This is a genomic window from Bacteroidota bacterium, assembly GCA_018266755.1.
In the GTDB taxonomy this organism is placed as follows: domain Bacteria; phylum Bacteroidota; class Ignavibacteria; order Palsa-1295; family Palsa-1295; genus JAFDZW01.
This window is the reverse complement of record JAFDZW010000005.1, coordinates 1,220,413-1,243,514: the sequence shown is the minus strand read 5'-3', so window position 1 is coordinate 1,243,514 and position 23,102 is coordinate 1,220,413. Positions and strand designations below refer to the sequence as shown.

The following is a 23,102-nucleotide window of genomic DNA, read 5'->3' as shown; positions in this document are numbered from 1 at the left end:
AAGCAGTCAGAAGGAGTTAGTTCGTGACTATCAACTCAACTGCTTCAATTCTGCTCGATTGTTGTATGAGCAAGAGATAGCTTCCGGCGGAAAGCGTTGGAATACCGATATTCTCTACTTCGGAGTTCGAAGTAATGACGTGTTGGCCCAGATCGGAGACAAGCACTCCCTTTGCGTCGAAGATCTTGATACCGGCTTTATCGGCGAATCTTTCACCGAGACTGAGGCGTACTGAGCTTCCTGATCGCACGGGATTTGGATACGCGACGACTGGGGGTACACTTGCAGCGCCAGTTTCGGTCGAGACTGCATTGTTCTCTCGCACGCGGTACTCGAAACTCCACACAAGATTGTCGCCATCCGTCGTGTGTATTACGAGATAGTGCGGCGTGTTGCCCGGAATTTTTGGCGTCAGGCTATACGAAAGTACAAGCGCTGACTGCGAGTGCATTGTGTACGGCAGCGGTGGTATCCCACTCAGTGATATTTCCGTCGTGTCGCCAACACGATAGATCCGATCGATCGTCCGTTCTCCGCATGTGCGAATCACTATCTTGGGGTTCATACAATACTTGCGCAGATTGATGGGCGTATCGCTCACCGTCATATCCAAAAATTCGTCGTGAAGAGTGTCTTGAGTCAGTATCTCATCCGACACACCAAGCTTGATACCAAATCCAAGATCTTGGTCGACGTTCTCGACACCGTAGAAAGATATTGGTGGAGCATCAATTGCGTGACAAACAATGCTCGCATTGGCGGAGTATGCTCCATAATAAGCGGTAATGCGAAGCGTATCGCTTCCGATCCGATGTGGTGTGTAGTATGCAACCTGGGTTGTTACCGCGCCGACGTCAAAATTATGGAGCGTGTCGATCCCTGTGACGTCGAACACCGATCGGTCACACTCATACCGGAATGAATCAATGATCAAGTCACTTCCGGGTGTCAGGTTCACTAATGCGAAGATGACATTTTGGCCGGATGTCTGTCCGACCGAATCGCAGAAATAGTACGCTTGGCTTTTGTCGTATGAAGTGATCGCGAGTTGACCGTTCGTCTGCGCCATTGCGCCGGTCGGTGTAAGCACGAGGAGCAGCGCGATCAGCCGACAATTTGCTTGTAGCATCGTTATAGTATGTTGCATGATAATTCTCGAACAGCGCTATGTTGCTCCGGAGTGCGACACAACATAGGGGCACAATGAGGAGAACACGAAGACCGGCCGGAAGTCGCGCCTGGGTTGGCGGTGTCAGCCTCACTTCAGCATCTGTCTCGAATGAATGACACTGATTATTTCAATACGCTCGCGGAACACGCGATAGAGGATTCGATATGGGGGATCAATGATCTCGCGGATATCTTTGGCAGAATATTCGGGGACGACTCTACCTGCGTGAGGAAAATCGGTCAATCGTTCAGTTGAACCGATTAGTCGCCGAACGATACTCTCTGCGGTTGCCGGAGCATCAGCAGCGATAAACGAACGAATCTCTTCCAAGCGGCGAATCGCGAGATCGGACCAAATGACTCGCATGGTCAGTCAGCGATTGATCAACGTGGGGAAATGCCGAACTTTGCTTTCACTTCTTCATGCTCTTGATAACGTCCGGCCTCGAGATCGGCAATACCTCTTTCGATCTCTTGGCGGACATAGATCTCGTATAAGAGATCGCTCCAGTCCGCTCCCTCGGGAAGCGAATCAATAAGTTTGTGTGCTTCGGCTTTGAATGGTTGAGTTTGCTCCATGATACACCTTTCCTTTATTGAGTACCGACGTAGAATTCGATTCGTTCCTTTGCGTCCGGTTCATCCCCGCTCCCCGAACAACGCAGTACCTGCGCTATCGAGTGATTCGCGTAGCTCGTCAGGGTTGGGCTCGGAGCCATTCTTCGTAAGATACAATCCCCAACTCTGGTTGTGGATTGCCTTCGAGAATCGCAATGAACTCCAACTCATGCCCGTCGGGATCGGTGAAGTAGATCGACAAGGCCGGCATCCAGGCAAAGACCATCGGGCGTTCTGTCCCGTCGTTGAGGAAATTGTATGGCCGCAGTCCCCGTGCGTTGAGAAAGTCAACGGATCGGTGTAGAACGTCATCGAGATCGCATCGGAAGGCGAAGTGTCGAGGCTGAACCGCTTCTTTGGGTTTCTCCCATACGCCGAGCATCGCCTCTTGTGGTGTTCCGATCCAAAAGAATGCGACTCTTCTCGCGGCTTCGTAATAGCATTGCCCGAGCCCGAGGACATTCTTGTAGAAATCGACCGACCGTTCGAGGTCTTCGACAAAGAGGTGCGTTTCGTACAGTCCGGTGATCATCGAGAAAATCGATTAGAGTGTGTCGGCGGCTCTTGTCCGATTGAACAACCTTCGCAACAGCGAACCCATGGAGAGTGTACCCGGACCGGTAAGAATAATCGAAACGAGACTCGCGATGTAGAGGAGGTTGATCTCGTACCCCGGCGGGCCGAATAACGGTCCTTCCGGCGTTAATCCGATCGTGTTCACCGAACTGAAACCGTAGTGGATTTGCACGGTGAACATCGCAACGAGCATGGTGACGATTAGCACAAGTGCTGCGACAAGTTCGAACGCACCGACGAGAATTGCGAATCCGCACGTAAGTTCTGCGATCGTTACGACCCAGGAGGTGAAGTGTGGAAACGGAATGCCGATCTGCGTGAGTAGTTTTTCAAAGCCTGCCGGCCCCCGACTCAATTTCGCCCAACCATGAGCCATCGCTCCGAAGCCGACGGCGAGTCGTAATAATAGGGGTGACCATTGACTATACTTGTTTGTCATTGTGATATTCGTTTGGTTGTCGGCGACAAAATGGAGATGATCTATCGCGGTACTGACCATAATCGGACTACCGTGCGTCGGCCTACGCAACAGTGCACCCAGTGTTCCAGATAAAAGAGAGAGTCGGTGTGCCTACGCACGCTCGCCAAACAGCGCACTACCCACGCGGATGAGCGTTGCGCCTTCTTCGATGGCTACTTCAAAGTCGTTGGTCATCCCCATCGAGAGGTGGGGAAGGGAGTGCGCGGCGGCAAGCTCGCGCAAGCGCGCAAAGACGGGGCGTGTGCGTTCGGGATTCTCCTCGTATGGCGCGACGGTCATGAGACCCTTCACTTTCAGTGCCGGCGCCGCTGTTTGCAACTCAACCAAGAACGACGGCAGATGGATGGGTGCAATACCCGACTTCGACTCCTCGCCACTGACGTTCACTTCGATGAGTATTTCTATGGTGCGTGCATGTTGCTCTGCTCGCTTCGAGAGTTCGCGCGCTGTCGAGACCGATTCGATCGAATGCACCATGTGCACGAATGGCGCGATATACTTGGCCTTGTTCGATTGAAGTAGGCCGATGAGATGCCAGCGAATATCGGAAGGGAGAGATTCGGTCTTGGAGAGCATTTCCTGCACGCGGTTCTCGCCGAAGTCGCGAAGGCCGAGGTCGTATGCTTCGCGTACGATTTCGACCGGATGCGTTTTGGTCACGGCAACGAGCGTCACATCCTCGCGCTTGCGGCCTGAACGCGCGCAAGCGTGGAGGATGCGTTCTTCGGTGTGCAGGAGATTTTCGCGTAGATTCATTGGCATCTCAACACTCGGGACAGGGAGTGGATTCGCAACCTTGCACATGCTGCCTTCCCAGATTCCTCACTCGTTCGGAATGACATTTCTTTGTATGTTCAAAGCAAAAAGGGTGACCAAGCGGTCACCCTTTCGAAAGAGACTCCTGTCATCCCAGGAATCCCAAACATCCCATAAATCCCAGTTTACCCTTGGGAGAGCGCTTCGGCACCACCGACGATTTCGAGAATTTCCTTCGTGATGGCAGCCTGACGCGCTTTGTTGTAGCCGAGCTGTAGGGTATGGATGAGGTCTTTCGCGTTCTTGGTAGCGGAATCCATTGCTGTCATACGCGCGCCTTGTTCAGCGGCGTTGGATTCGAGGAGCGCCTTCCAGATCTGCGTTTCGAGCTGACGCGGGACGAGCACCTCGAGGATATCGGACGGATCCGGCTCGTAGATATAATCATGCGATGCACGGCCGTGCTGAGCTTCGATGAGCTGCTGCATTTCGAGCAGCGGCAGCACGCGGTCGGCAACCTGCCGCTGTGCGATCACCGACTTAAACTCGTTGTAGATGATCTCGACGCGATCGTATTCGGCTTCGTTGAAGAGATCGGTGACTTTCGTAACCAGATGCTCGACGAGCGAAAACTCCAACTTGGTGAACACGCCGACGTGCTTCTCGACCATGTTGTAACCGCGTTTCGAGAAGTAATCGGTCGAGCGTCGGCCGATCGAGATAATCCCGAGGCGCCCGGATGCTTTGTGCTCGGCGTACAGGTCGCGGATGCGGGCCTCGGCAAAACGAAAGATGTTGGCGTTGAATGCGCCGGCGGAACCGCGATCGCTCGATACGATGAGCAACAGTACGCGCTCCTGCGACGGATCTTCGAGCTTGCGGCCGAAGAGAACGGGTGACTTTGCGATCTCGTCGCCCGAGTTCGAGAGCAGATCGTGCAGCAATTGTGTGAGCGCCTTCGAATACGGACGCGCTGCGATCATCGCATCCTGCGCACGGCGAAGTTTCGCTGCGGCGACGAGCTTCATCGCCTGCGTGATCTTCGACATTGCCTTCACGCCGGTAATGCGGCGTCGTATCTCTCGTAGAGTTGCCATAGATTAACGAAACACTCTCGTTTGATAGAACTCGATCAACACTCTTGTCTTCATTGTACCCATCGATTGAACCGCTCGGGTAATCCCGACGGATAGACGCCGGTCAGTTCGCCGGGGACGTTCGAGTACACCTGATGCCATCCTCGCGGCATATCGGTGCGAAACAGAAATACGGCGATCGGCGCAGCCGGAATACGGCGCAGATAGATCCACATCTGGTACTCGGCCTGCTCGTCGGCTGCCGACGTGACCGATTCGATCTCACTCGGTTTGCCGTAGATCACGAGCACTCGCCCGGGGTCGGTGGTCACGCCCATGCGCTTCGGGCGCGAATAACTCTCGTTTGCGAGTGCCACGCGCCGTTCGTATTCGAGCCGTGCCTCGTTGAGGTACGTGTCCGGCGTGGGGTCGCGTCGTTTCCAGAAGTGTTCTAACCAGTCGTCGAGCCTGGCGCGCGACGAGACGCGTTCAAGCTGCTCCATTTCGTCCGGCGTCGCGATATACTGCACTGCCGCACGTATCGAGTCTTTGCGTGTCGGCAACTGCGAAGCGCCGACCAGTGAGAACGCGACCGATACTTCGGCGCCGACCCACCACAAGCTTCTGGTTCGGTCGCCATCGACCGAAGTCGATTTCGTACCGCGCCATTCGCCGGCAAGGCGGTACTCGAGGTCGAGCTCGCCGCTTGTGCGCGCTCCAAGCGCAGCGCGAATGCCCGGTCCGGGCGGATGCGCATGGTTCGTATCGGCGTAGAAGAGCAGCGATAGGTCGGTATAGACGCTCAGCGTCCGGTCCGAATTCTCGTGCAACGGAAACCGCATCCCGAACGATGCCTCTGCAAAGAGCGGATCGGAAAACCCGAGCCGGCCTCCGAGCAGAAAGTGCAATACGCCGTCGGGTTCGGCTAAGAAGTCGAAGCCGAGAGTCGGGTGCAGCTCGGTGTGGTAGTGGCCGTCACGATCGAACGTCGAGAACGGTCCGATTCCGGCACTTACAATGGCGCCGAGTCTCGGATGATTGTGATCGTCCGAGGTGGCAGCGGATGTTTCGGTCCGAGGGAACACGAGGCTCGAGTCTTTACTCTGGCTAACGCCGACGGATACAAGAAGTTGAGAAAGAACAACCGTGCCGATGACCTGCCTGAGAAATCGAATCATGTCCGTCTACGATGGAATGGTGTCCGTAGAGGTTAACCCGCTTCGCCGAGGCAAGTTGCACGTTCCGGTCAGCACTGCGTGCGCAGCGCTGACCGTCATACACACTTATCCCTTGAACTGACCTTTGAAGGTCGAGAGGGCATCCTTGAGACCGGCGACGACCTCGGCGCTGAGCTCTTTAACCTCGGCGATCTTCGTGAGAAGGTCTTTATGCCGCAGGCGCATGAATTCGAGCAATTCCTGCTCGAAGCGGCGTACCTTTTCGATTGCAACGTCGTCGATGTAGCCGTTGGTACCGGCATAAATCACGACAACCTGCTCTTCGACCGGCATCGGGACGTACTGCCCCTGCTTCAGAAGCTCGACGAGGCGCTGACCGCGACGCAGCTGCTGCTGGGTCGCTTTATCAAGATCGGAGCCGAACTTCGCGAACGCTTCGAGCTCGCGGTACTGCGCGAGATCGAGTCGGAGCGTACCCGCAACCTTCTTCATCGCCTTGATCTGAGCATTACCACCCACGCGCGAGACCGAGATACCGACGTTAATAGCCGGACGGACGCCTGCGTTAAAGAGGTTCGGCTCGAGATAGATCTGGCCGTCGGTGATCGAAATCACGTTCGTCGGGATGTAAGCCGACACGTCGCCTGCCTGCGTCTCGATGACCGGCAATGCCGTGAGCGAACCACCGCCGAGATCGGCCGAGAGCTTCGATGCGCGCTCGAGCAAGCGGCTGTGGAGATAGAACACGTCTCCGGGATATGCTTCGCGTCCCGGCGGACGGCGCAGCAAGAGCGAGAGCTCGCGGTAGGCCGCGGCCTGCTTGGAAAGATCGTCGTACACTACGAGCGCGTGGCGGCTCGTATCGCGGAAGTGCTCGCCGAGTGTTGCGCCCGAATACGGAGCGATAAACTGCAGCGGAGCCGGATCGGAAGCCGTGGCGGCGATGATGGTTGTGTACTCCATTGCGCCGAACTCTTCGAGCTTGGCCTTCACGAGCGCAACCGTCGAAGCCTTCTGGCCGATGGCGACGTAGATGCAATACACCGGGCTAACCCCCTGGCGCTTTGCGTCTTCGCTGTGTGTGTACTTCTGGTTGATGATCGTGTCGATCGCAACAGCGGTCTTGCCCGTCTGACGGTCGCCGATGATGAGTTCGCGCTGACCACGGCCGATCGGGATCATACCGTCGATGGCCTTGATACCCGTCTGAAGCGGCTGGTTAACTGGGGAGCGCTGCATGACGCCGAGCGCCTTGCGCTCGATCGGCAAGAACTTGTCGGTCGGGATCGGCGCGCCGCCGTCGATCGGAATACCGAGCGGATTGATGACGCGGCCCAGCATCGCATCGGCCACCGGCATCGACGCCACACGGCCGGTACGTTTGACGATGTCGCCTTCCTTGATGAGCGTCTCGTCGCCGAAGAGAACGGCACCGACGTTATCCTCTTCGAGGTTGAGCGCCATGCCATAAACCTTGTTCGGGAATTCGATGAGTTCGCCGGCCATGACCTTCGAAAGGCCGTAGACACGAGCCACACCGTCGCCGACTTGCAGCACGGTGCCGACATCGTAGATATCGACTTCTTTCTCGAATCCGGTCAACTGTTGGCGCAAAATTGCGCTTACCTCATCTGGGCGTACTCCAGCCATAGTTCGTTTTGCTTCTGTTGTTCGTTATTCGTCACTGCGCGTGTCGGGGCGTCGGCACTCGGTCATCGTTGCTTCGATGATGATGATCCCGTGTCCGGACGGCCCCGGAGAACGGAAGATCGTCTTGACGACGCCATAACCACGAGCAAAAAACTTTCGCAGGTCCGCATGACCCATCCGAGTCAACGTGACCAGCACGCTATCGAATCGGCCCATCGGTGTGATGACCGAATCTGCGTACCCGGCGATTACAGTCTGGACCGAATCGCCGTATTTATCGTGCCACCGGTTGCCGATCTCGAGCGGCGACACTAAAAAGATCTTATTGAGCTGATGCGAGACGGAGTTGTTGAACACCGTCATCGCCACCGAGTCGTCTACGTAGTAGAACACATCGGTGGTTGCCGTGTCTGTTCCGTGCGGTTTGTAGGCACGGTCTTGGCACTTGATCAGCGGCAGCCCCTGAAGCGAATACGAAGCGGTATCGACAACCACTTCGCGGTTGATTACCGAGTCCCGGCGCACGACCTTTGTGGAGTCGTTAAGAACGGTTTGCACCGTCAGGATCGTCCAGGTCGCCCCTTTTCTGTCGGGGAAGAAATATCCCCCGACTGTGTGCGGGCCGAAACTACGCGAGGGCAAAAAATGCGCCGCGGAATCGACCGACAGATGGAAGTGGGACTTCTTTCGCTTCTTCTTTTTCGGCGCTTGCTGAGCGTTCAGCAATGCCGGGTCAATGAACAAGGTGGCAGCAAGGGCAAGAGCCAGTGCTGCCGAACAATTGCGCACAAGACGGGAATGACGATTCATTCCTCAGTTCACGTGCGTGAAGGTGGCTTGTTTCCACTCCTCGCGAAGATTCTCGAGCTGGTGCTGCAAGCTTGCGTCGATGAGCGTATCGCCGACTTTGGCGACGAAGCCGCCACGGATCGACGCATCGACGTGAAAGCGCGCACGTACCGTGAGCTTCACCATTGTATGCAGCTTCGTGACAATGGCATTGCGTTCCTTCTCGTCGAGCTCGCTTGCGCTGGTGATATCGGCGTTCACTACACCGGTATCGGTATCGAGCAGCTTCTGAAATTCTTCTGCGACGCCCGCCAGCAGCGAGGCACGGCCTTTGCGAATCAACAGGTCCACGAAGACGATGACATCCTTCGAGACGCGTGAGCCGAAAATCTCGTCGAGGACCTTGCGCTTAATATCCGGGCGGATCACCGGCGACGACAGCATGGAGCGAAGCTCCGACGAGCCGTGCAACGTATCGAGAATCATTGCCATATCCTTCGCGAGGGTATCGACGACCTTCTTTTGGGTGCCGATATCCATCAGAGCGATGGCGTAGCGTTGGCTGATGCGGCTGTCCATGGTGCGGTATTAGTTCTGCTGGCTGGGGATCTGCGAGATGAACTTCTCGACGACCTGACGATGCTTCGCATTGTCCATCGATTCGTCGAGCAGTTTGCCGGCAGCGGCAATGGCGAGGTCGGCCGCCTCGTTGCGAAGCTGGGCGATCGCCGTCTTGGTATCGCGTTCGATCTGAGCCTTGGCGGCTTCGAGCATCTTGCGAGCCTCGTCCTGCGCTTTTGCAGTGAGCTCGGCACGCATACGCTCTGCATACTCTTTTCCCTCGCGCAACTGGCGCTGGATCTCTTCTTCGTTGATCTTGCGCTGGCGCTCGTTCTCTGCAATCATGCGCTCGGCCTCGAGTTGGACCTGTTCGGCCTTGGCGAGCGAGTCCGCGATGGCTTTCTCGCGGGTCCGGAGTGAATTGAGGATCGGCTTCCATGCCATGCGGCTCAGGAGCAGCAGGAGGGCGCCGAAAATGATGAAGGTCCAGATCGATAATCCCGGATTGATCTCGAGCATAGCGGTAGAACGTGTAGATGTGGCAACCCGTGGGCACGCAGGGGCGAGCCGCCGGGACACCTCGTTGAAAACACACAGACGCTCAGGGTTTACGCGAAACCCCGAGCGTCTATTTCCTTCAAAACCGAAGCGGGGTTCGCTTACTTACCTGCGAGGATAATGCAGATAACGAGCGCGAACAGCGTGACACCTTCGATAAGGGCGGCGGCGATGATCATCGTCGTACGGATACCGCCGGCGAACTCCGGCTGACGGCCCGATGCCTCAAGGGCGGCCGTAGCGAGCTTACCGATACCGAGGCCGGCACCAACGACTGCGAGCGCTGCGCCAAGTCCTGCTGCCATATATGCGAATGCGGATGGGGTCATGGTTGTGATCCTTCTGCTATAATAATAACGTGAATACTACTACTGATTTTCAATAACAATTTCCTGCCCATTCGGGCTCCCGTCCCCGCAGAGCGTCACCCTTCGGGGCGGCGTTGCCGGCGGTGGCGCTTAATGCGCCGCTGCCTCGGCGTGGTGCTCGCCCTCCTCATGGTGATGCTCGTGGGCCATCATGCCGACGAACACTGCCGAGAGGGTGGTAAAGACGTACGCCTGAATAAATGCGACTAACAACTCTAGCAGATAGATGAAGAGTGCGAACGGCACGCTCACCGAAAATCCAACGATTACCGACTGGAACAAGATCGCGAGGCCGATCAGCGCGCCGATCACGATATGGCCTGCCGTCATGTTCGCGAACAAACGAACCATCAGCGCGAACGGCTTTGTGAACAGGCCGATCACTTCGATCGGGGTCATGATCGCAATCAGCGGGATCTTGATCGCGATCGGAAGGTCCATATCCAGCATCCCGCCGGTAAAGTGCTTCAGATACTCGCCGAGACCCATGGCGCGGATACCCGCGATCTGGGTCAGAACGAACGTGCAGAGTGCCAGCGCCATCGTGACGGCAATTGCACCCGTCGGGGTCTTTGTCAGCGGCACGAGACCCAGGAGGTTCATCATGAAGATGAACAGGAAGATTGTCAGGAAGTAGGGCAGCGAGCGATCGCGCCATGAGCCTTCGATGTTCGGGGCGACGATCTCGTCACGAACGTAGACGACCATCGTCTCGACAACATTCTGAGTGCCTTTCGGAACGAGGTTCTTCTTGGCCTTATTGCCGGCGATGACTGCAAGCAAGAGGACGAGGACAAACGACATCAGCATCCAAAAGACGTTTGCCGTGATCGAAAAATCCCAAAATGTGCCCATCTGCTTGCCGTCGACACGCTTGAACGGGGCAACCTTGAAGAACTGCGAGAGCTTCTTTTCTTCTTCGAGGGCATGCAAGCCCTTTACTTCGTACTCACCGGAATGCTCCAGTGCTTCGAGGCTCGGGAAGAAATGAAAGCCTTGGTCGTCCTTGAAAAGGATCGGCAGCGGCACCTTGGCGCTGAAGAAGTGCAACTCGTAGGTGTCGTGCAAGTGCTCAAGCACCAGACCGAAAATCTTCTGAGCGTCGGGTTTGCCGTTAGTGAAGATATCGGCTTCGTGCTCTTCTTCGGTTTGTTCTTTTTCGGGAGTGGCCGTGGCTTCTGCCTTCGGCCCCTCGGCCGCAGTTACAGCGGCCGGATGTTGTTCTGTCGATACGGCATTCCCCGTGGCAGGGGTATTCTGGTGCTCGTCGGCCGCGAACGCTCTGCCTGAAAGCAGGGAAAGGACGATCGCTGCGACGAGGTAAATTCTCTTCATGGGGTTACTGTCCGCGTACGAGTTGTTTCTTGTGAAAATACGCCAACTCGACGACAAGGTAGGAAAAATACGCGACGAACATGCCCGTCACCATTCCCATGACATTGAGCTTCAGCAGGAATTCGCCGATGGCGAATGCGAAGAGCAGGGTGAACAGACGTACGAAGATCGAGCCGAGTGCCACGCCAAGGAACAGTTCGTTCGACTTGTGTTCGATGGCCCATTCGGTAAGGATGAAGCTAAAGAGGCTCGTCACCGTGCACAAGCCCATGCCAACGTAGCAGGCGATGCGATAGGAACTCTCAGCCCACTGAAACAACGCGATCGAACCGGCACCGTAGAGGACGACGGTCAGCGCAGAAAACCATACGACGAAATATTTCGTCGCCTCACGGCTCAGAAGCCGCTCCGAGTCCTGCGGCCGAATGAGTTCAATTGCTTCTGCGAGTGCGCTCACGTTATACTCCGTTTAGTGGTAGAATAATAGAGACGATATAGCGTTCGATATACAGCCTCCCTAAACGAAAAATAGGGGGCCTTTTGTTTCAAAAAAGTACGGAATGGGTATAACCTTTCTGGGGTCAAGTTCCCCATTTTTTACCACGCCACTAATTTTATGGAAGAATCTTTCGGGTTCGGTTCTATTTCCAGAGTACGCACCGCATCGACATCGAACCGAGGTCGGCGCCTTCGTTGAAATAGGTGTGGGTATCCTTCTGATCTGCGGCACCCATCGTGTAGAGAAGCGGGAAGTAGTGGTCCGGTGTCGGGACAGAGAGTTCGGCGGCTTTCCCGAGGTTTTTATAGTCGATTAATGATTGATGATCGCCCTTATCGAGCAGTTCTTTTACTTTGGAGTCGAATTCCGTTGCCCACTCGTAGGCTCCGCCTTCCCAACGGATCAGCCGAAGGTTATGTACGACGTTCCCCGAGCCCATAATGAGCACCCCGCGCTCGCGCAGTGCGCGCAGTTCTTTGCCGAGATCATAGTGATACTGGCCGCCTTTGTAAAAATCGATCGAGAGCTGATACACCGGGATGTTGGCTTTGGAGTACATCTGTGCGAGCACCGACCATGTTCCGTGATCGAGACCCCATTCCTGTTTGTCGAGGATCACATCGGTCGAATGGATTTGCTTGCGGGTTTCTGCGGCCCATTCGGGAGAGCCGGGAGCCGGGTATTCGAACTTCGAGAGCGATTCCGGGAAACCGTAAAAGTCGTGGATGGTTTTCGGGTGTTCCATTGCGGTGACCGCAGTGCCATGCGTGAGCCAATGTGCGGAAATACACAGGATGGCCTTCGGCGTCGGGATGGAGGCGGCGATCGTGTGCCAGGTGCGAGTGTACTCGTTATCCTCAAGCGTATTCATCGGGCTTCCGTGACCCATGAATACCACAGGCATGCGCTCGGTCTTTATATCGGAAATTTGTGCCGCCATTTCACGTGTCGTCATCGCCACTGCCGCTCCTGCTGCCATGCTTGTGATAAACCTTCTTCGATCCATGTAGCTACATATACGAGGAATGCACGGCGATAGTTTCTCTGGCGTAGAGCTCTACAAATAGGAGTTCTGGGGCGGGGCGGAACCCAATGCCTCTGTGCCGCCTTTTGAGCCTTTCAGATTCTTCGAGCACTCGTGCTACTTCTTGACGGCAACAGCCTTTTGATCGCCGACGTCGAACGCGTCGCCAGACGCGAGATCACCGAAATTGCTCTTTCCGACGCATCCCGAGTCCGTGTGCGGGCATCGCGTGCACTTGTCGAAGAATGGGTTGAACACGGCGAAGTCATTTACGGGGTTACGACCGGGTTCGGCGAATTTGCCAACGTCGTCATTCCTCGGGCCGATATCGAATCGCTGCAGCAGAATCTTCTTCGTTCGCATTCTGCAGGTACGGGTACGCCGCTTGTGCCCGAGGTTGTGCGTGCCATGCTGCTTCTGAGGGCAAATGCCTTGGCGAAAGGATATTCGGGCGTACGTGAAGTGGTCATCGAGCAGTTGCTCGCATTCCTGCGCCACGATATTCTACCGGTGATCCCGTCGCGCGGAAGTGTCGGCTCGTCGGGCGATCTTGCACCACTGTCGCATCTCGCGCTTGCGCTCACAGGCGAGGGCGATGTGACGGTCGGAGAGCGTACGATGCCGGCATCCGAAGCACTCACGAAGTTCGGTATCGAACCGCTCCGTCTCGGCGCGAAGGAAGGTCTCGCACTGATTAACGGTACGCAGATGATGTCGGCGCTCGGTTCGCTTTCACTTATGAAGGCACAGCGGTTGGCCGATCTTGCAGATATTGCGGCGTCGATGTCGTTCGAAGCGCTTCGCGCGACGGACAAAGCATTCAATGCAGGGCTCTCCGATGCACGTCCGCACACCGGCCAGCGGTTTGTGGCCGAACACATGCTGCGTCTGACGGCGGACAGCGAGATTCGTACCTCGCATCTGGAGAACGATTCGCGAGTGCAGGACGCATATTCCCTGCGCTGCATCCCGCAGGTGCATGGCGCGGTACGAGATACGATCGCATTCGTCGAACGCATCCTGTCGACGGAGATCAACTCGGCGACCGATAATCCGCTGATCATCCCGGAAGAACGCATGCATCTCGAAGGCGGCAACTTCCACGGCGAGCCGGTTGCGATGCCGCTCGATTATCTGGCGATCTGTCTTTCCGAACTTGCGAATATCAGCGAACGCCGTACCGAGCGATTGGTCAACGGTGCACTGAACTTCGGGCTGCCCCGATTCCTTACCGAACACGGAGGGTTACATTCGGGATTGATGATCGCACAGTACACCGCCGCTGCGCTTGTGAGCGAGAACAAAGTACTTGCACATCCTGCGAGCGTCGATTCGATCCCGACGAGCGCGAATCAGGAAGATCACAACTCGATGGGTTCGGTGGCGGCCTTAAAATTACAGTCGGTTGTCGATAACGTCGAGACGGTGATCGCGATCGAAATGCTTGCCGCTGCGCAGGGCATCGACTTCCTTGCACCGCTCAAGCCGGGTACGGGCAGCGGTGCGGCATATTCGGCCGTTCGCTCGGTCGTGCCGCATCTCGGAGAAGATCGTAATACATCGATCGATATTGCCGCTGTCAAGCGGCTCATTGCACAACCGTCGTTCGTGAAGAGCGTGGATCGCTAGCGCGACCTCTCATGATCCGATTACTCTTTAAGAAATATCGCTGGGCTATTATTCTTGCGTTCACGCTGGTGATCGTCGAGAACGTGACCTTCATCGCCGAACCGTATATTTTCGGTCAGGCGATCGACGACCTGCGCGATGCGAATCGGATCGAAAATGAGGTCGACTCCAGCGTCACGAATGCGATCCTGCAGCAAACGATCGACTCGTTGCGCGATGTGATCCTCGATTCGCTCTCGCGCCGCGACTCTGTGATCGAAGCCGATTCGCTTGCAGAGGAAACATCCTGGAGAGACGACGGGGAATATCCGTCGCATGAACGCACCGCCTTCGGTACACCTGTCGTCCTTGCCGATTTCCACCCGACGCCACACCGGTTTCAGCGAACTCAGCCCACACCGCGCGAACGGCTTCGCCGACACAAGCGCGATTCGCTGAAGATATCGCTCGACCGGAACATCAGAAAACTCGAGCGTTCGTTTTTCGACTCGTCCGTTCGCCGTGCACTCGACGATACCACGATCCCGCCCGTGCTCTCCGAGAACCTCTTCAAGACACTCGGGACACGCGACACGATCAGTAAACTCGTCAAGAGCGGCACCCTCGTCGGCAAGAGCACACAGGAATCGAAGCGCGACTCGCTTCGAAAAGCGTTCAAGAAACGTCCGCGCGAACGCCGTCAGATCATCGGCAAGAGAAAGAAAGAGCCGGTATCGTTCTCGTTGCCGCGTGTCCTTCAGCCGTTTATTCTGCCATTGATCCCATGGTTGTTGCTATTTGTCGTGAGCTCGATCGTCGGCGGAATTCGCCGTGTCTACGATACGAAGGTGTATACGCGCATGTTTGCCGATCTTTCGAGCTCGGTCGTCGCAACCCAATTACATAAAGGCGAGGATCTCTCGAAGATCGCCGGGCGCAGTGCGCTTGCATGGCAGAATATCGAGTTCTTCCAATACAATCTGCCCGAATTCATCGAGCAGATCATTAACGTGGTCGGAGCGATCAGTGCACTTGCGATCTTCGATTGGCGGCTTGCGCTTGTCGGATCGGGGCTCGTGCTGCTGGTCACCGGCTCCAGCCGGTTGTATATGCGGCGGATCGCCCGCATTCAGTCGCAGCTCAACGACATGCATGAGCAGGAGTATAATACGTTTGCGACCAAGGACCCCAAAGCGATCCGCAAGTACTATACCGACATCTCCGGGCTCGAGATTCGCTTCTCGAATCTGCAGGCAGGCGGGTATGGAATCCTGCGTTTTCTGCTGCTGATCATGTTCCTTGCGACGCTCTATATCTCGCTCGATCTCGACCGCTTTACGATCGGCGAGCTCTATTCGATCGTTGCGTACCTCTGGACGTTCGTTACCGCGAGCGAATATATTCCGTACCTAAGTGAAAAATGGGTCGCCTTGAAAGATGTCACCGGTCGTATTCAATCCGATGAATACGCAGAAGACGAGGAAGAGGAATAGTGTAGTCTCGGTCGTCCGCAGGATCAGTCTAAGCGTTGCTTCCACTGCGCAAGCCGTGCCAGAGCCTCCAACGGGGTGAGCGCATTGACATCGATCGAGCGAATTTCATCGATCGTCTGTATTGCGTGCTCATCGAGCATTGGTTCGTGTTCTTGCGTTTGTGCCGATTTGCGTGCGGGTGGAAACGGAATCGAACGCTGTATATTCGATTCGGCAATCTTCAGTTCGGTCTCTTCGAGTTCATGCACAATCTCGCGGGCACGGTCGATGACTTCCGGGGGGATTCCCGCCATCGCCGCCACCTCGATACCATACGAGTGATCCGCCGAGCCGCTCGTGATCTTATGGAGAAAATGCACCTTGCCGTCGGCTTCGCGTACCTCTACTTTGAGATTGCCGATATGCTCGAATCGGTCGGCGAGCGCGTTGAGCTCGTGGTAGTGCGTTGCGAAGAGTGTCTTCGCGCCGGGGATGGAATCGTGGATATATTCGCTGATCGCCCATGCGATCGAAAGGCCGTCGAACGTGGAGGTACCTCGGCCAAGCTCGTCGAAGAGCAAGAGCGAATCTTTCGTGGCATTATTGAGAATATTCGCCGCTTCGTTCATCTCCACGAGGAATGTCGATTCGCCGCGTGAAAGATTATCGCCGGCACCGACTCGTGTAAAGATGCGGTCGAGAATCGGCATCTTGCATTTTGACGCCGGGACGAACGAACCGATGTGCGCGAGCAGCGCGATAATACCCGTCTGTCGCAAAAAGACAGACTTACCGGCCATGTTCGGTCCGGTGATAATATAAAACTCTTTCGACCCGGTTTTGAACTTCACCGAGTTCGGCACGAAGCGTTCGCCGAACGGCAGCGATCGCTCGACGACCGGGTGCCGCCCTTGGTCGATTACGAGGTCCTCGCCGTCGGAAAATTCGGGCCGCACCCAGAAACTGCGCGAGGCGATCGTTGCAAGCGATTGAATCACATCAGCCACAGCAAGCAACGCCGCATTCTGCTGGAGTGCGTCCATGTGAGCGATCACGACGGCTCGAAGCTGAGCGACGAGAGTCGTCTCGATCGAGACCATTCGCTCTTCGGCGCCGAAAATTTTCTGTTCGTATTCTTTGAGCTCGGGCGTGATGTATCGTTCGCTCGAGGTGAGGGTCTGTTTGCGTTCGTAATCGGTCGGGACCTTTGCACGATGAGCATTCGATACTTCGATGTAGTATCCGAACACATTATTGAAGTCCACTTTGAGCGAGGAGATGCCGGTCCGCTCCCGTTCGCGAGTCTGGATATTGACGAGATGCGTTTTGCTCGAACGAGAGAGACTGCGCAATTCGTCGAGTTCGGCGTGAGCTCCGTCACGGATTACGCCGAGTGCATTTGCCGAAGCGGGGGCTTCCGGGTCGATCGTTCGGTCGATCTGCTCGGCGAGGTCGGGAAGCGTATTCAGCTCCGAGGCGATTCGTTCGAGTAACTCGCTGCGGTTCGAACCTTCGTCGGTCGGCGCAGCGAAATTCGAAATGGTCTCGATCGATTGCTTGATGTCGGGGATGCGCCAGAGTGTGTGCTTGAGCGAGATGAAATCGCGCGGAGAAAGTTGGCGCGCACTTGCAAATCGCCCCGCAAGCCGTTCGAGGTCGCCGAGTTCGGCGAGGAGTTGCCGCAGGTCTTCGCGCGATGTATTTGCCCCAATAGTGAGTGCAAGTGCGTCCTGACGGCGTATGAGTTCGGTTCGGTCGCGAAGCGGCGACGCAAGCCAGCGGCGGAGCAGCCGTTCGCCCATCGCCGTTTTTGTTTCATTGAGCACCCCGAACAGCGAACCCGTTTTCTGGTCGCCTTCGAACGAAAAGAACACTTCGAGATTGCGACGGGTCGATTGATCGAGGACCAACTGCGTCGTCGTGTTGTGTACACGCAGCGCTGTCAGGTGCGAGAGGGCCGTAGCGGACCTTGTCTCACGAAGGTAATCGAGCACCACCCCGGCGGCAGTGGTCGCGAGTGTGAGTTCTTCGAGGCCGAACCCTTTGAGCGACTGGGTCTTGAAATGATCGAGGAGCAGCTTTCGGGCAGTATCGACCTGGAACGCCCACTCTTCGCGAACGGTCAGGAGCGGCTTCTCGTCGAGCATCAAATAGTATGCCGCTTGCTCGACGTCGCTCTTGTCACGCCGGCTCACCAGCAGCTCACGTAGTCCGAGCGAGACCAGTTCATTCCCAAGATCGGTCGCGCGAAGTTCGCCTGCGGAAAATTCGCCCGTCGATATGTCGGCGAACGCAAGACCGACGCGATCCGCGACGTGGACAATCGCACCGACGTACGTATTTCGTCCGGTTTCTAATAGCTTCTCGGATAGCTGTACTCCAGGCGTAACCACTTCGACTACGTCGCGTTTGACGATCCCTTTGGCGAGTTTCGGATCCTCGAGCTGCTCGCAGACGGCAACGCGATACCCGGCCCGGATCATCTTCGGGAGGTAGTTGTCGATCTGGTGGTGGGGGAAACCTGCGAGTTCGATATCGCCGGCAGCGCCGTTATTTCGTTTGGTAAGCGTGATGCCGGCCACCTTCGACGTGATCACGGCGTCCGCACCGAAGGTCTCAAAAAAATCGCCCATGCGAAAGAACAGCACCGTATCCGGATACCGCGACTTGATCGCGGTGTATTGCTGCATGAGCGGGGTTTGTTTCTCGGATGTCTCCTTGGCGCGCGCCATGTCGTGTGGTGCCTATAAGATGATCGAAACGCAAATTTACAACAGCCGCCCGGCGAAAACGGTCAAACGAAACTTCGGGCGGTTGTCTTTCGAGGGGGCAAATAAAAAAAAGGGCAGCCATGACGGCCGCCCTTCGGAAATAGAATCGAACGCTCTTAGCCGTTGACTTCCATGACGACATCAGCCGTTTGGGGGACCTTCATTTTTACCGGGGCAGGAGCCTTTCCCTTTTTCTTCTTGGGGGCCTTTTTGCCTTTTGCCGGCGCGGGTTCATCCATAGTGACCATGCGCTCGAACTTCCCCGGGCCGAATGCCGTAGAGGTAGCGACCGTCACGTTAGATGAGCTAAGTCCTTTGCCGAGGAAATATCCCGAGATGGCATTCTTACGCGCGGTGGCGAGTTCGTCCTGAGCGGCGGCTGCCTTACCGCTGGCGGCCATATCGGGATAGACGGTAACCTTCAGCGCAATTTTCGAATTACGCTTCATCTGCGCGGCGATCATGTCCAGCTCCGATGTGACCTTCGGTGATACGGTCGAGCTTTTCGGCTCGAACACAAGATCGCTGAACGGGAATGGCGAGTTGAGTTCGAGGCTGCGCATCGAGACGCTGACGGGGACTTCTTTATACTTCTCGAGCGCGGGGATCGAGAGCACCTGTTCGAGATAATAATACTTCGAGTTCGTGCAGATGAGTTTGTAATCTGTGCCCGGCTGCAGGATCATCTGAAACTTGCCTTCGACGGTGGACTTGGTGTTGTTCACCTTCTCCGAACCTTTGTACACTTGGATCTGAACGTCGGCAACGGGGGAGCCGGATTGGTTATGGATCTCACCCTTGACGAGAGCCACCACCTTGCTCATCTGTGCATGGGCTGCGGTTGCAAGCACTGCAAGCGCCGCACAGAAGAACATCACACGACCGAAACGAAAAGACACTACCATAAGCGATGAATGATGAATGTGAATCACTCCGAGTAATAACACGCTCGGGTGGAAGATGTTACAACTGCCGAGGTGAATAATCTGTCACCCGGACAAAAAAACGCCGGGCGCGAAAGTTGCGTCCGGCGTCATGTTAGAAAACCTTCGGTTTCGAGTCTCAGTTCGCGTGTTTGTTCTTGCTGACGGCAGTATGCAGCGTTACGAGAAAATCTTTCGCGACCTGATAGCCGACCTGACGATGGATCTCTTCGCCGTTCTCATTATAAAAAATGATCGTCGGGTAGCCCATGATCTTCGAATCGCGCGCAAGCGTCACGCCTTCGCCTTGTTCGGCATTCAACTTCAGCGAGACGATATTGGAATCGGCATAGAAGCCGACTTCGTCCTTGGCATAGACATCCTTATCGAGCCGTTTGCACCAACCGCACCAGTTCGTGTAATAGTCGATCATGATGATCTTGTGCTCCTTCTTCGCCTGCGCCTGTGCGTCTTTGAAGGAAAGATCTTTAAAATGAACTTCGGCCTGCGCGGTAAGCGCACCGAGCATCAGAACCAGTGCCGAGAAACCGATCAAACTCTTTTTCATACGTGTCAACAAATATATACTCACCCAATTTAACGCATCGAAGGAAAAAGGGTTTCATGGCTGGCCGCCGGGTGGTGGCTCGGTTCTGACGATATCACTGTCATTCTGAACGCATTCGCTGTGCTCAGCGTACACGTCGCGAAGAATCCATTCGGCGGAGCGTTACTGCGTTTCATCGAGGGATTCTTCGCTTCGCTCAGAATGACGGTGTAGTAAACAAAGTAAATTGAGCCACTACCGGCAGAAAGGCTACGACCGTACTACTCGATCGGTTTCAGGCCCTGCAATACACGCAGCAGGCCGATTTGTCCGGCGTGGTAGGCGTCGTGGCAGATGATCTGGCGGATGTAGTTCGATGGTTTCGACTCGGTATCCGAGATGTTCTCCCCGAGAGCGGCGATCACCGTCTTGAGTCCTTCGTGCAACGTCCGTGTACGTGTGAGTTCTGTCTGCCAGTCGGCGTCGGTGGCGCCAGCGGGTGGCATCGCCCAATTGCCTGCATTTGCGTCCGGCTTTTCTTCGCCGCGCAAATAGGCAATCGCATATTGCTTCCAGAAGTTAACGTGAAGTAGTGCTTCCCAGATGGAGTGCCGGTCGGGTGCCGGTTTCCATAGCGCCTGTTCGGCAGTCAGCGGTTCGATGAGTTGATATAAGCCGGCCTGCCAGTGGTTACCGCCGTCGAAGAACTTATCGAGATCGAAAATGTACGATGTGTTTTGCATATACGGATGGTGCCTATGAACGGCACCATCAATATATGCACATTCGCGGAGACCTTAGGCAGCTTTCGCTGCGGCGCGAAGCTCGTTCTCTCTTCTGACGATCTGCTCGAGTTGGTTGATGAACCACGGGTCGATCTTCGTGATCTCGAAGATCTCCGCATTCGTCATACCGAGCTTGATCGCGTAGCGGACGGTAAAGATCATGTCCGAGCGCCGCATGCCGAGGCGCTCTTTGACGATGAGGAGTGTGCGTGCCTTTTCGGCGTCGTTCATCGCATCGATATCGAACTCGTCCTTGCCGTCGGCGCCGAAGCCGTTGCGGCCTTGTTCGAGCGAGCGGATGGCTTTTTGGAAGGCTTCTTTGAACGTGCGGCCGAATGCCATCACCTCGCCGACGGATTTCATCTGCACGCCAAGCTGCGAACTCGATGCGCCGATGCCCTTGAACTTCTCGAAGTCCCAGCGTGGGATCTTCACGACCGTATAATCGATCACCGGCTCGAACGACGCAGGAGTCGTCTTGGTGATGTCGTTCGGGATCTCGTCGAGCGTATAGCCGATCGCGAGCTTTGCGGCGATCTTCGCGATCGGGAAGCCGGTCGCCTTCGAGGCAAGTGCCGACGAGCGCGAGACGCGCGGGTTCATCTCGATGATGAGCAGTCGGCCGTTCTCGGGGTTGAGCGCGAACTGGATGTTCGAGCCGCCCGTCTCGACGCCGATGGCGCGGATGATCTTGATGGCGGCGTCGCGCATCATCTGATACTCTTTGTCGGTGAGTGTCTGTGCCGGGGCACAGGTGATCGAGTCGCCGGTATGCACACCCATCGGATCGAAGTTCTCGATCGAGCAGATGATCACGACGTTATCGGCGAGGTCGCGCATCACCTCGAGCTCGTACTCCTTCCACCCGAGCACCGACTCTTCTACAAGTACCTGCGTCACCGGCGATGCATCCAAGCCCTTCTGGACGACCTCTTTGAATTCCTCAAGATTATAAGCGATGCCGCCGCCCGTCCCGCCAAGCGTGAAGCTCGGACGAATGATGGTCGGGAAGCCGACCATCTCGATGAGCTCGAGCGCTTCTTCGACCGTATGGACAAATCCGCCGCGCGCCATTTCGAGGTTGATCGAGCGCATCGTTTCCATAAACTCCTCGCGGTCCTCGGCGCGCTTGATGGCGTCGGGCTTCGCGCCGATGAGTTCGACGCCGTATTTCTCGAGCGTGCCGCGACGGTGCAGGGCCATGGCGGCGTTGAGGGCGGTTTGTCCGCCCATCGTCGGCAGGATGGCGTCGGGCTTCTCTTTGGCGATGATGGCCTCGATATATTCCGGCGTGATCGGTTCGATATACGTGGCATCGGCCATCTCGGGGTCGGTCATGATCGTCGCGGGGTTGGAGTTGACCAGGATGACCCGGTAACCTTCTTCGCGTAAGACCTTACAGGCCTGCGCACCCGAATAATCGAATTCACATGCTTGCCCGATGACGATAGGTCCCGAGCCAATGATCAAGATCGACTTAATGTCTGTCCGTTTTGGCATATTCGTACAAAAATACGACCGGAGAGAACACCGAATCATCGAAAGTAGGTCATGCAGATTCTCCAATGAGTCATATTTCAACGTGAGCGGTGAGATCGAGGAGTGACGAGTCGTTCTCAACGTATGCCCACTTTCTATGGAAGTCGAAGTAGGCAGGTGTATATTTGAGCCGTATTCATCATCATCAAAACAAATCATGAACATCAAGCATATAGCCATGCTGGCGGCAATCGTGTGCGCCGGCATTGTAACCGGATGTAGCTCAAATAGTAGTACTGCGCCTGACTCGCCAAGTGATCCGTTCTCGGCGCCGCAAACGCCGAACCAGAATACCAGCGACTCATACTACCCGCTGACCGAAGGATCGACCTGGACATATACCGGCATTCAGAGTTATACCCAGACTGCCTCCGGGGATTCGGTGATCGGCGGTAAAGACTGGAAGAAACTCCAGACCAACACCGGCGCGGTCGCCTATGCCCGGTGGATCGGCAATAAGCTCGTCGGCATCAATATCAGTCCCGCCATCAGTACGCAAGAGATCGAGGGGCTTGACATTACGCCGAATGCACGGTGGTCATTTGATATCACCTCGACCGGTATCCCAACACACTATACATACGTCGATTCACTCCAAGGGCAGTCGATCACCGTCCTCGGACATACGTACAACGACGTCATTGTACTACATCTCGTCTACTCCTTCAGCTTCCAGGGCCTCAGCGAAACGCTCGGGGGCACGTATTACTTCGCGAAAGGGGTTGGGCTCGTCGAGGCCGATCTCGATCAGATGGGCTCGATCATGCTTGAGAGTTATTCGATCAAGTGACGTATTCACATGAATGATTATCAGAACA

General features: G+C 55.8%; 24 protein-coding genes. 3 read left to right on the top strand and 21 right to left on the bottom strand.

Translation table 11 applies throughout. The features are described 5' to 3' along the window. Positions 1-16 precede the first annotated feature (16 nt). The 16 genes from JSS75_09950 to ygiD form a co-directional block, all read right to left on the bottom strand. Positions 17-1,147, bottom strand: coding sequence for a T9SS type A sorting domain-containing protein (locus JSS75_09950; GenBank protein ID MBS1904016.1), 1,131 nt, complete (start codon positions 1,145-1,147; stop codon positions 17-19). 111 nt (positions 1,148-1,258) lie between these two features. Next, positions 1,259-1,537 (bottom strand): type II toxin-antitoxin system RelE/ParE family toxin, encoded by a 279-nt coding sequence (locus JSS75_09945; protein MBS1904015.1) that lies wholly within the window; start codon positions 1,535-1,537, stop codon positions 1,259-1,261. Between the two features lie 17 nt (positions 1,538-1,554). Beyond that, positions 1,555-1,749, bottom strand: coding sequence for a hypothetical protein (locus tag JSS75_09940; protein ID MBS1904014.1), 195 nt, complete (start codon positions 1,747-1,749; stop codon positions 1,555-1,557). A 118-nt stretch (positions 1,750-1,867) separates the two neighbouring features. Further along, complete coding sequence (locus JSS75_09935; GenBank protein ID MBS1904013.1) at positions 1,868-2,320, bottom strand: VOC family protein; 453 nt, start codon at positions 2,318-2,320, stop codon at positions 1,868-1,870. 12 nt (positions 2,321-2,332) lie between these two features. Continuing rightward, entirely contained in the window at positions 2,333-2,803 is a 471-nt protein-coding gene (locus JSS75_09930) for a DoxX family protein (GenBank protein MBS1904012.1), read from the bottom strand. 132 nt (positions 2,804-2,935) lie between these two features. Beyond that, a complete protein-coding gene (locus JSS75_09925) occupies positions 2,936-3,601 on the bottom strand; it encodes a YggS family pyridoxal phosphate-dependent enzyme (protein ID MBS1904011.1) in 666 nt (221 codons plus the stop codon). 185 nt (positions 3,602-3,786) lie between these two features. Beyond that, entirely contained in the window at positions 3,787-4,698 is a 912-nt protein-coding gene (gene atpG / locus JSS75_09920) for an ATP synthase F1 subunit gamma (protein ID MBS1904010.1), read from the bottom strand. Positions 4,699-4,748: 50 nt separating this feature from the next. Next, positions 4,749-5,855: a GWxTD domain-containing protein gene (locus JSS75_09915; protein MBS1904009.1), complete on the bottom strand. Its 1,107-nt coding sequence runs from the start codon at positions 5,853-5,855 to the stop codon at positions 4,749-4,751. A gap of 105 nt (positions 5,856-5,960) precedes the next feature. Beyond that, complete coding sequence (locus JSS75_09910) at positions 5,961-7,505, bottom strand: F0F1 ATP synthase subunit alpha (GenBank protein MBS1904008.1); 1,545 nt, start codon at positions 7,503-7,505, stop codon at positions 5,961-5,963. 24 nt (positions 7,506-7,529) lie between these two features. Next, positions 7,530-8,315 carry a hypothetical protein gene (locus JSS75_09905; GenBank protein MBS1904007.1) on the bottom strand — a complete coding sequence of 262 codons (786 nt, stop codon included), beginning with the start codon at positions 8,313-8,315 and terminating at the stop codon, positions 7,530-7,532. Between the two features lie 3 nt (positions 8,316-8,318). After that, entirely contained in the window at positions 8,319-8,873 is a 555-nt protein-coding gene (gene atpH, locus JSS75_09900) for an ATP synthase F1 subunit delta (protein MBS1904006.1), read from the bottom strand. A gap of 9 nt (positions 8,874-8,882) precedes the next feature. Further along, on the bottom strand, positions 8,883-9,374 hold the full coding sequence (gene atpF, locus JSS75_09895; protein ID MBS1904005.1) for a F0F1 ATP synthase subunit B: 492 nt from the start codon (positions 9,372-9,374) through the stop codon (positions 8,883-8,885). Between the two features lie 140 nt (positions 9,375-9,514). Further along, the gene (gene atpE, locus JSS75_09890; GenBank protein ID MBS1904004.1) at positions 9,515-9,742 is read right to left on the bottom strand and encodes an ATP synthase F0 subunit C; all 228 of its coding nucleotides are present in this window, start codon (positions 9,740-9,742) and stop codon (positions 9,515-9,517) included. Positions 9,743-9,871: 129 nt separating this feature from the next. After that, positions 9,872-11,116 carry a F0F1 ATP synthase subunit A gene (gene atpB / locus JSS75_09885; GenBank protein ID MBS1904003.1) on the bottom strand — a complete coding sequence of 415 codons (1,245 nt, stop codon included), beginning with the start codon at positions 11,114-11,116 and terminating at the stop codon, positions 9,872-9,874. Positions 11,117-11,120: 4 nt separating this feature from the next. After that, a complete protein-coding gene (locus JSS75_09880; protein MBS1904002.1) occupies positions 11,121-11,573 on the bottom strand; it encodes a hypothetical protein in 453 nt (150 codons plus the stop codon). Positions 11,574-11,757: 184 nt separating this feature from the next. Next, a complete protein-coding gene (ygiD, locus tag JSS75_09875) occupies positions 11,758-12,621 on the bottom strand; it encodes a 4,5-DOPA dioxygenase extradiol (protein MBS1904001.1) in 864 nt (287 codons plus the stop codon). Positions 12,622-12,753: 132 nt separating this feature from the next. Between ygiD and hutH the strand changes: the two genes are divergently transcribed. Together hutH and JSS75_09865 are read left to right on the top strand one after the other, a co-directional pair. Beyond that, entirely contained in the window at positions 12,754-14,268 is a 1,515-nt protein-coding gene (gene hutH / locus JSS75_09870) for a histidine ammonia-lyase (protein ID MBS1904000.1), read from the top strand. 11 nt (positions 14,269-14,279) lie between these two features. After that, positions 14,280-15,740, top strand: a complete 1,461-nt coding sequence (locus JSS75_09865) for a hypothetical protein (GenBank protein ID MBS1903999.1) — start codon at positions 14,280-14,282, stop codon at positions 15,738-15,740. 23 nt (positions 15,741-15,763) lie between these two features. On the opposite strand, the gene mutS is transcribed toward JSS75_09865, so the two are convergent. The 5 genes from mutS to carB all read right to left on the bottom strand — a co-directional run bounded on the left by mutS (position 15,764) and on the right by carB (position 22,245). Further along, positions 15,764-18,409 carry a DNA mismatch repair protein MutS gene (mutS, locus tag JSS75_09860; protein MBS1903998.1) on the bottom strand — a complete coding sequence of 882 codons (2,646 nt, stop codon included), beginning with the start codon at positions 18,407-18,409 and terminating at the stop codon, positions 15,764-15,766. 197 nt (positions 18,410-18,606) lie between these two features. Further along, on the bottom strand, positions 18,607-19,395 hold the full coding sequence (locus JSS75_09855; GenBank protein ID MBS1903997.1) for a hypothetical protein: 789 nt from the start codon (positions 19,393-19,395) through the stop codon (positions 18,607-18,609). A 157-nt stretch (positions 19,396-19,552) separates the two neighbouring features. Continuing rightward, the gene (locus JSS75_09850) at positions 19,553-19,981 is read right to left on the bottom strand and encodes a thioredoxin family protein (GenBank protein MBS1903996.1); all 429 of its coding nucleotides are present in this window, start codon (positions 19,979-19,981) and stop codon (positions 19,553-19,555) included. Between the two features lie 260 nt (positions 19,982-20,241). Further along, on the bottom strand, positions 20,242-20,703 hold the full coding sequence (locus tag JSS75_09845) for a DinB family protein (protein MBS1903995.1): 462 nt from the start codon (positions 20,701-20,703) through the stop codon (positions 20,242-20,244). Positions 20,704-20,757: 54 nt separating this feature from the next. After that, on the bottom strand, positions 20,758-22,245 hold the full coding sequence (carB, locus tag JSS75_09840; protein ID MBS1903994.1) for a carbamoyl-phosphate synthase large subunit: 1,488 nt from the start codon (positions 22,243-22,245) through the stop codon (positions 20,758-20,760). Positions 22,246-22,441: 196 nt separating this feature from the next. On the opposite strand from carB, the gene JSS75_09835 reads away from it, so the two are divergent. Then, positions 22,442-23,074, top strand: coding sequence for a hypothetical protein (locus JSS75_09835; protein ID MBS1903993.1), 633 nt, complete (start codon positions 22,442-22,444; stop codon positions 23,072-23,074). Positions 23,075-23,102 lie beyond the last annotated feature (28 nt).

What these genes read in the sequence shown, in the direction of transcription:
- JSS75_09925 (MBS1904011.1), bottom strand. Translation starts at nt 3,601, where the DNA reads ATGAATCTACGCGAAAATCTCCTGCACACCGAAGAACGCATCCTCCAC.
- JSS75_09945 (MBS1904015.1), bottom strand. Translation starts at nt 1,537, where the DNA reads ATGCGAGTCATTTGGTCCGATCTCGCGATTCGCCGCTTGGAAGAGATT.
- carB (MBS1903994.1), bottom strand. Translation starts at nt 22,245, where the DNA reads ATGCCAAAACGGACAGACATTAAGTCGATCTTGATCATTGGCTCGGGA.
- JSS75_09930 (MBS1904012.1), bottom strand. Translation starts at nt 2,803, where the DNA reads ATGACAAACAAGTATAGTCAATGGTCACCCCTATTATTACGACTCGCC.
- JSS75_09855 (MBS1903997.1), bottom strand. Translation starts at nt 19,395, where the DNA reads ATGGTAGTGTCTTTTCGTTTCGGTCGTGTGATGTTCTTCTGTGCGGCG.
- JSS75_09935 (MBS1904013.1), bottom strand. Translation starts at nt 2,320, where the DNA reads ATGATCACCGGACTGTACGAAACGCACCTCTTTGTCGAAGACCTCGAA.
- JSS75_09950 (MBS1904016.1), bottom strand. Translation starts at nt 1,147, where the DNA reads ATGCAACATACTATAACGATGCTACAAGCAAATTGTCGGCTGATCGCG.
- ygiD (MBS1904001.1), bottom strand. Translation starts at nt 12,621, where the DNA reads ATGGATCGAAGAAGGTTTATCACAAGCATGGCAGCAGGAGCGGCAGTG.
- atpE (MBS1904004.1), bottom strand. Translation starts at nt 9,742, where the DNA reads ATGACCCCATCCGCATTCGCATATATGGCAGCAGGACTTGGCGCAGCG.
- JSS75_09865 (MBS1903999.1), top strand. Translation starts at nt 14,280, where the DNA reads ATGATCCGATTACTCTTTAAGAAATATCGCTGGGCTATTATTCTTGCG.
- mutS (MBS1903998.1), bottom strand. Translation starts at nt 18,409, where the DNA reads ATGCAGCAATACACCGCGATCAAGTCGCGGTATCCGGATACGGTGCTG.
- JSS75_09940 (MBS1904014.1), bottom strand. Translation starts at nt 1,749, where the DNA reads ATGGAGCAAACTCAACCATTCAAAGCCGAAGCACACAAACTTATTGAT.
- JSS75_09845 (MBS1903995.1), bottom strand. Translation starts at nt 20,703, where the DNA reads ATGCAAAACACATCGTACATTTTCGATCTCGATAAGTTCTTCGACGGC.
- JSS75_09905 (MBS1904007.1), bottom strand. Translation starts at nt 8,315, where the DNA reads ATGAATCGTCATTCCCGTCTTGTGCGCAATTGTTCGGCAGCACTGGCT.
- atpH (MBS1904006.1), bottom strand. Translation starts at nt 8,873, where the DNA reads ATGGACAGCCGCATCAGCCAACGCTACGCCATCGCTCTGATGGATATC.
- atpF (MBS1904005.1), bottom strand. Translation starts at nt 9,374, where the DNA reads ATGCTCGAGATCAATCCGGGATTATCGATCTGGACCTTCATCATTTTC.
- JSS75_09915 (MBS1904009.1), bottom strand. Translation starts at nt 5,855, where the DNA reads ATGATTCGATTTCTCAGGCAGGTCATCGGCACGGTTGTTCTTTCTCAA.
- JSS75_09835 (MBS1903993.1), top strand. Translation starts at nt 22,442, where the DNA reads ATGAACATCAAGCATATAGCCATGCTGGCGGCAATCGTGTGCGCCGGC.
- atpG (MBS1904010.1), bottom strand. Translation starts at nt 4,698, where the DNA reads ATGGCAACTCTACGAGAGATACGACGCCGCATTACCGGCGTGAAGGCA.
- atpB (MBS1904003.1), bottom strand. Translation starts at nt 11,116, where the DNA reads ATGAAGAGAATTTACCTCGTCGCAGCGATCGTCCTTTCCCTGCTTTCA.
- JSS75_09910 (MBS1904008.1), bottom strand. Translation starts at nt 7,505, where the DNA reads ATGGCTGGAGTACGCCCAGATGAGGTAAGCGCAATTTTGCGCCAACAG.
- JSS75_09850 (MBS1903996.1), bottom strand. Translation starts at nt 19,981, where the DNA reads ATGAAAAAGAGTTTGATCGGTTTCTCGGCACTGGTTCTGATGCTCGGT.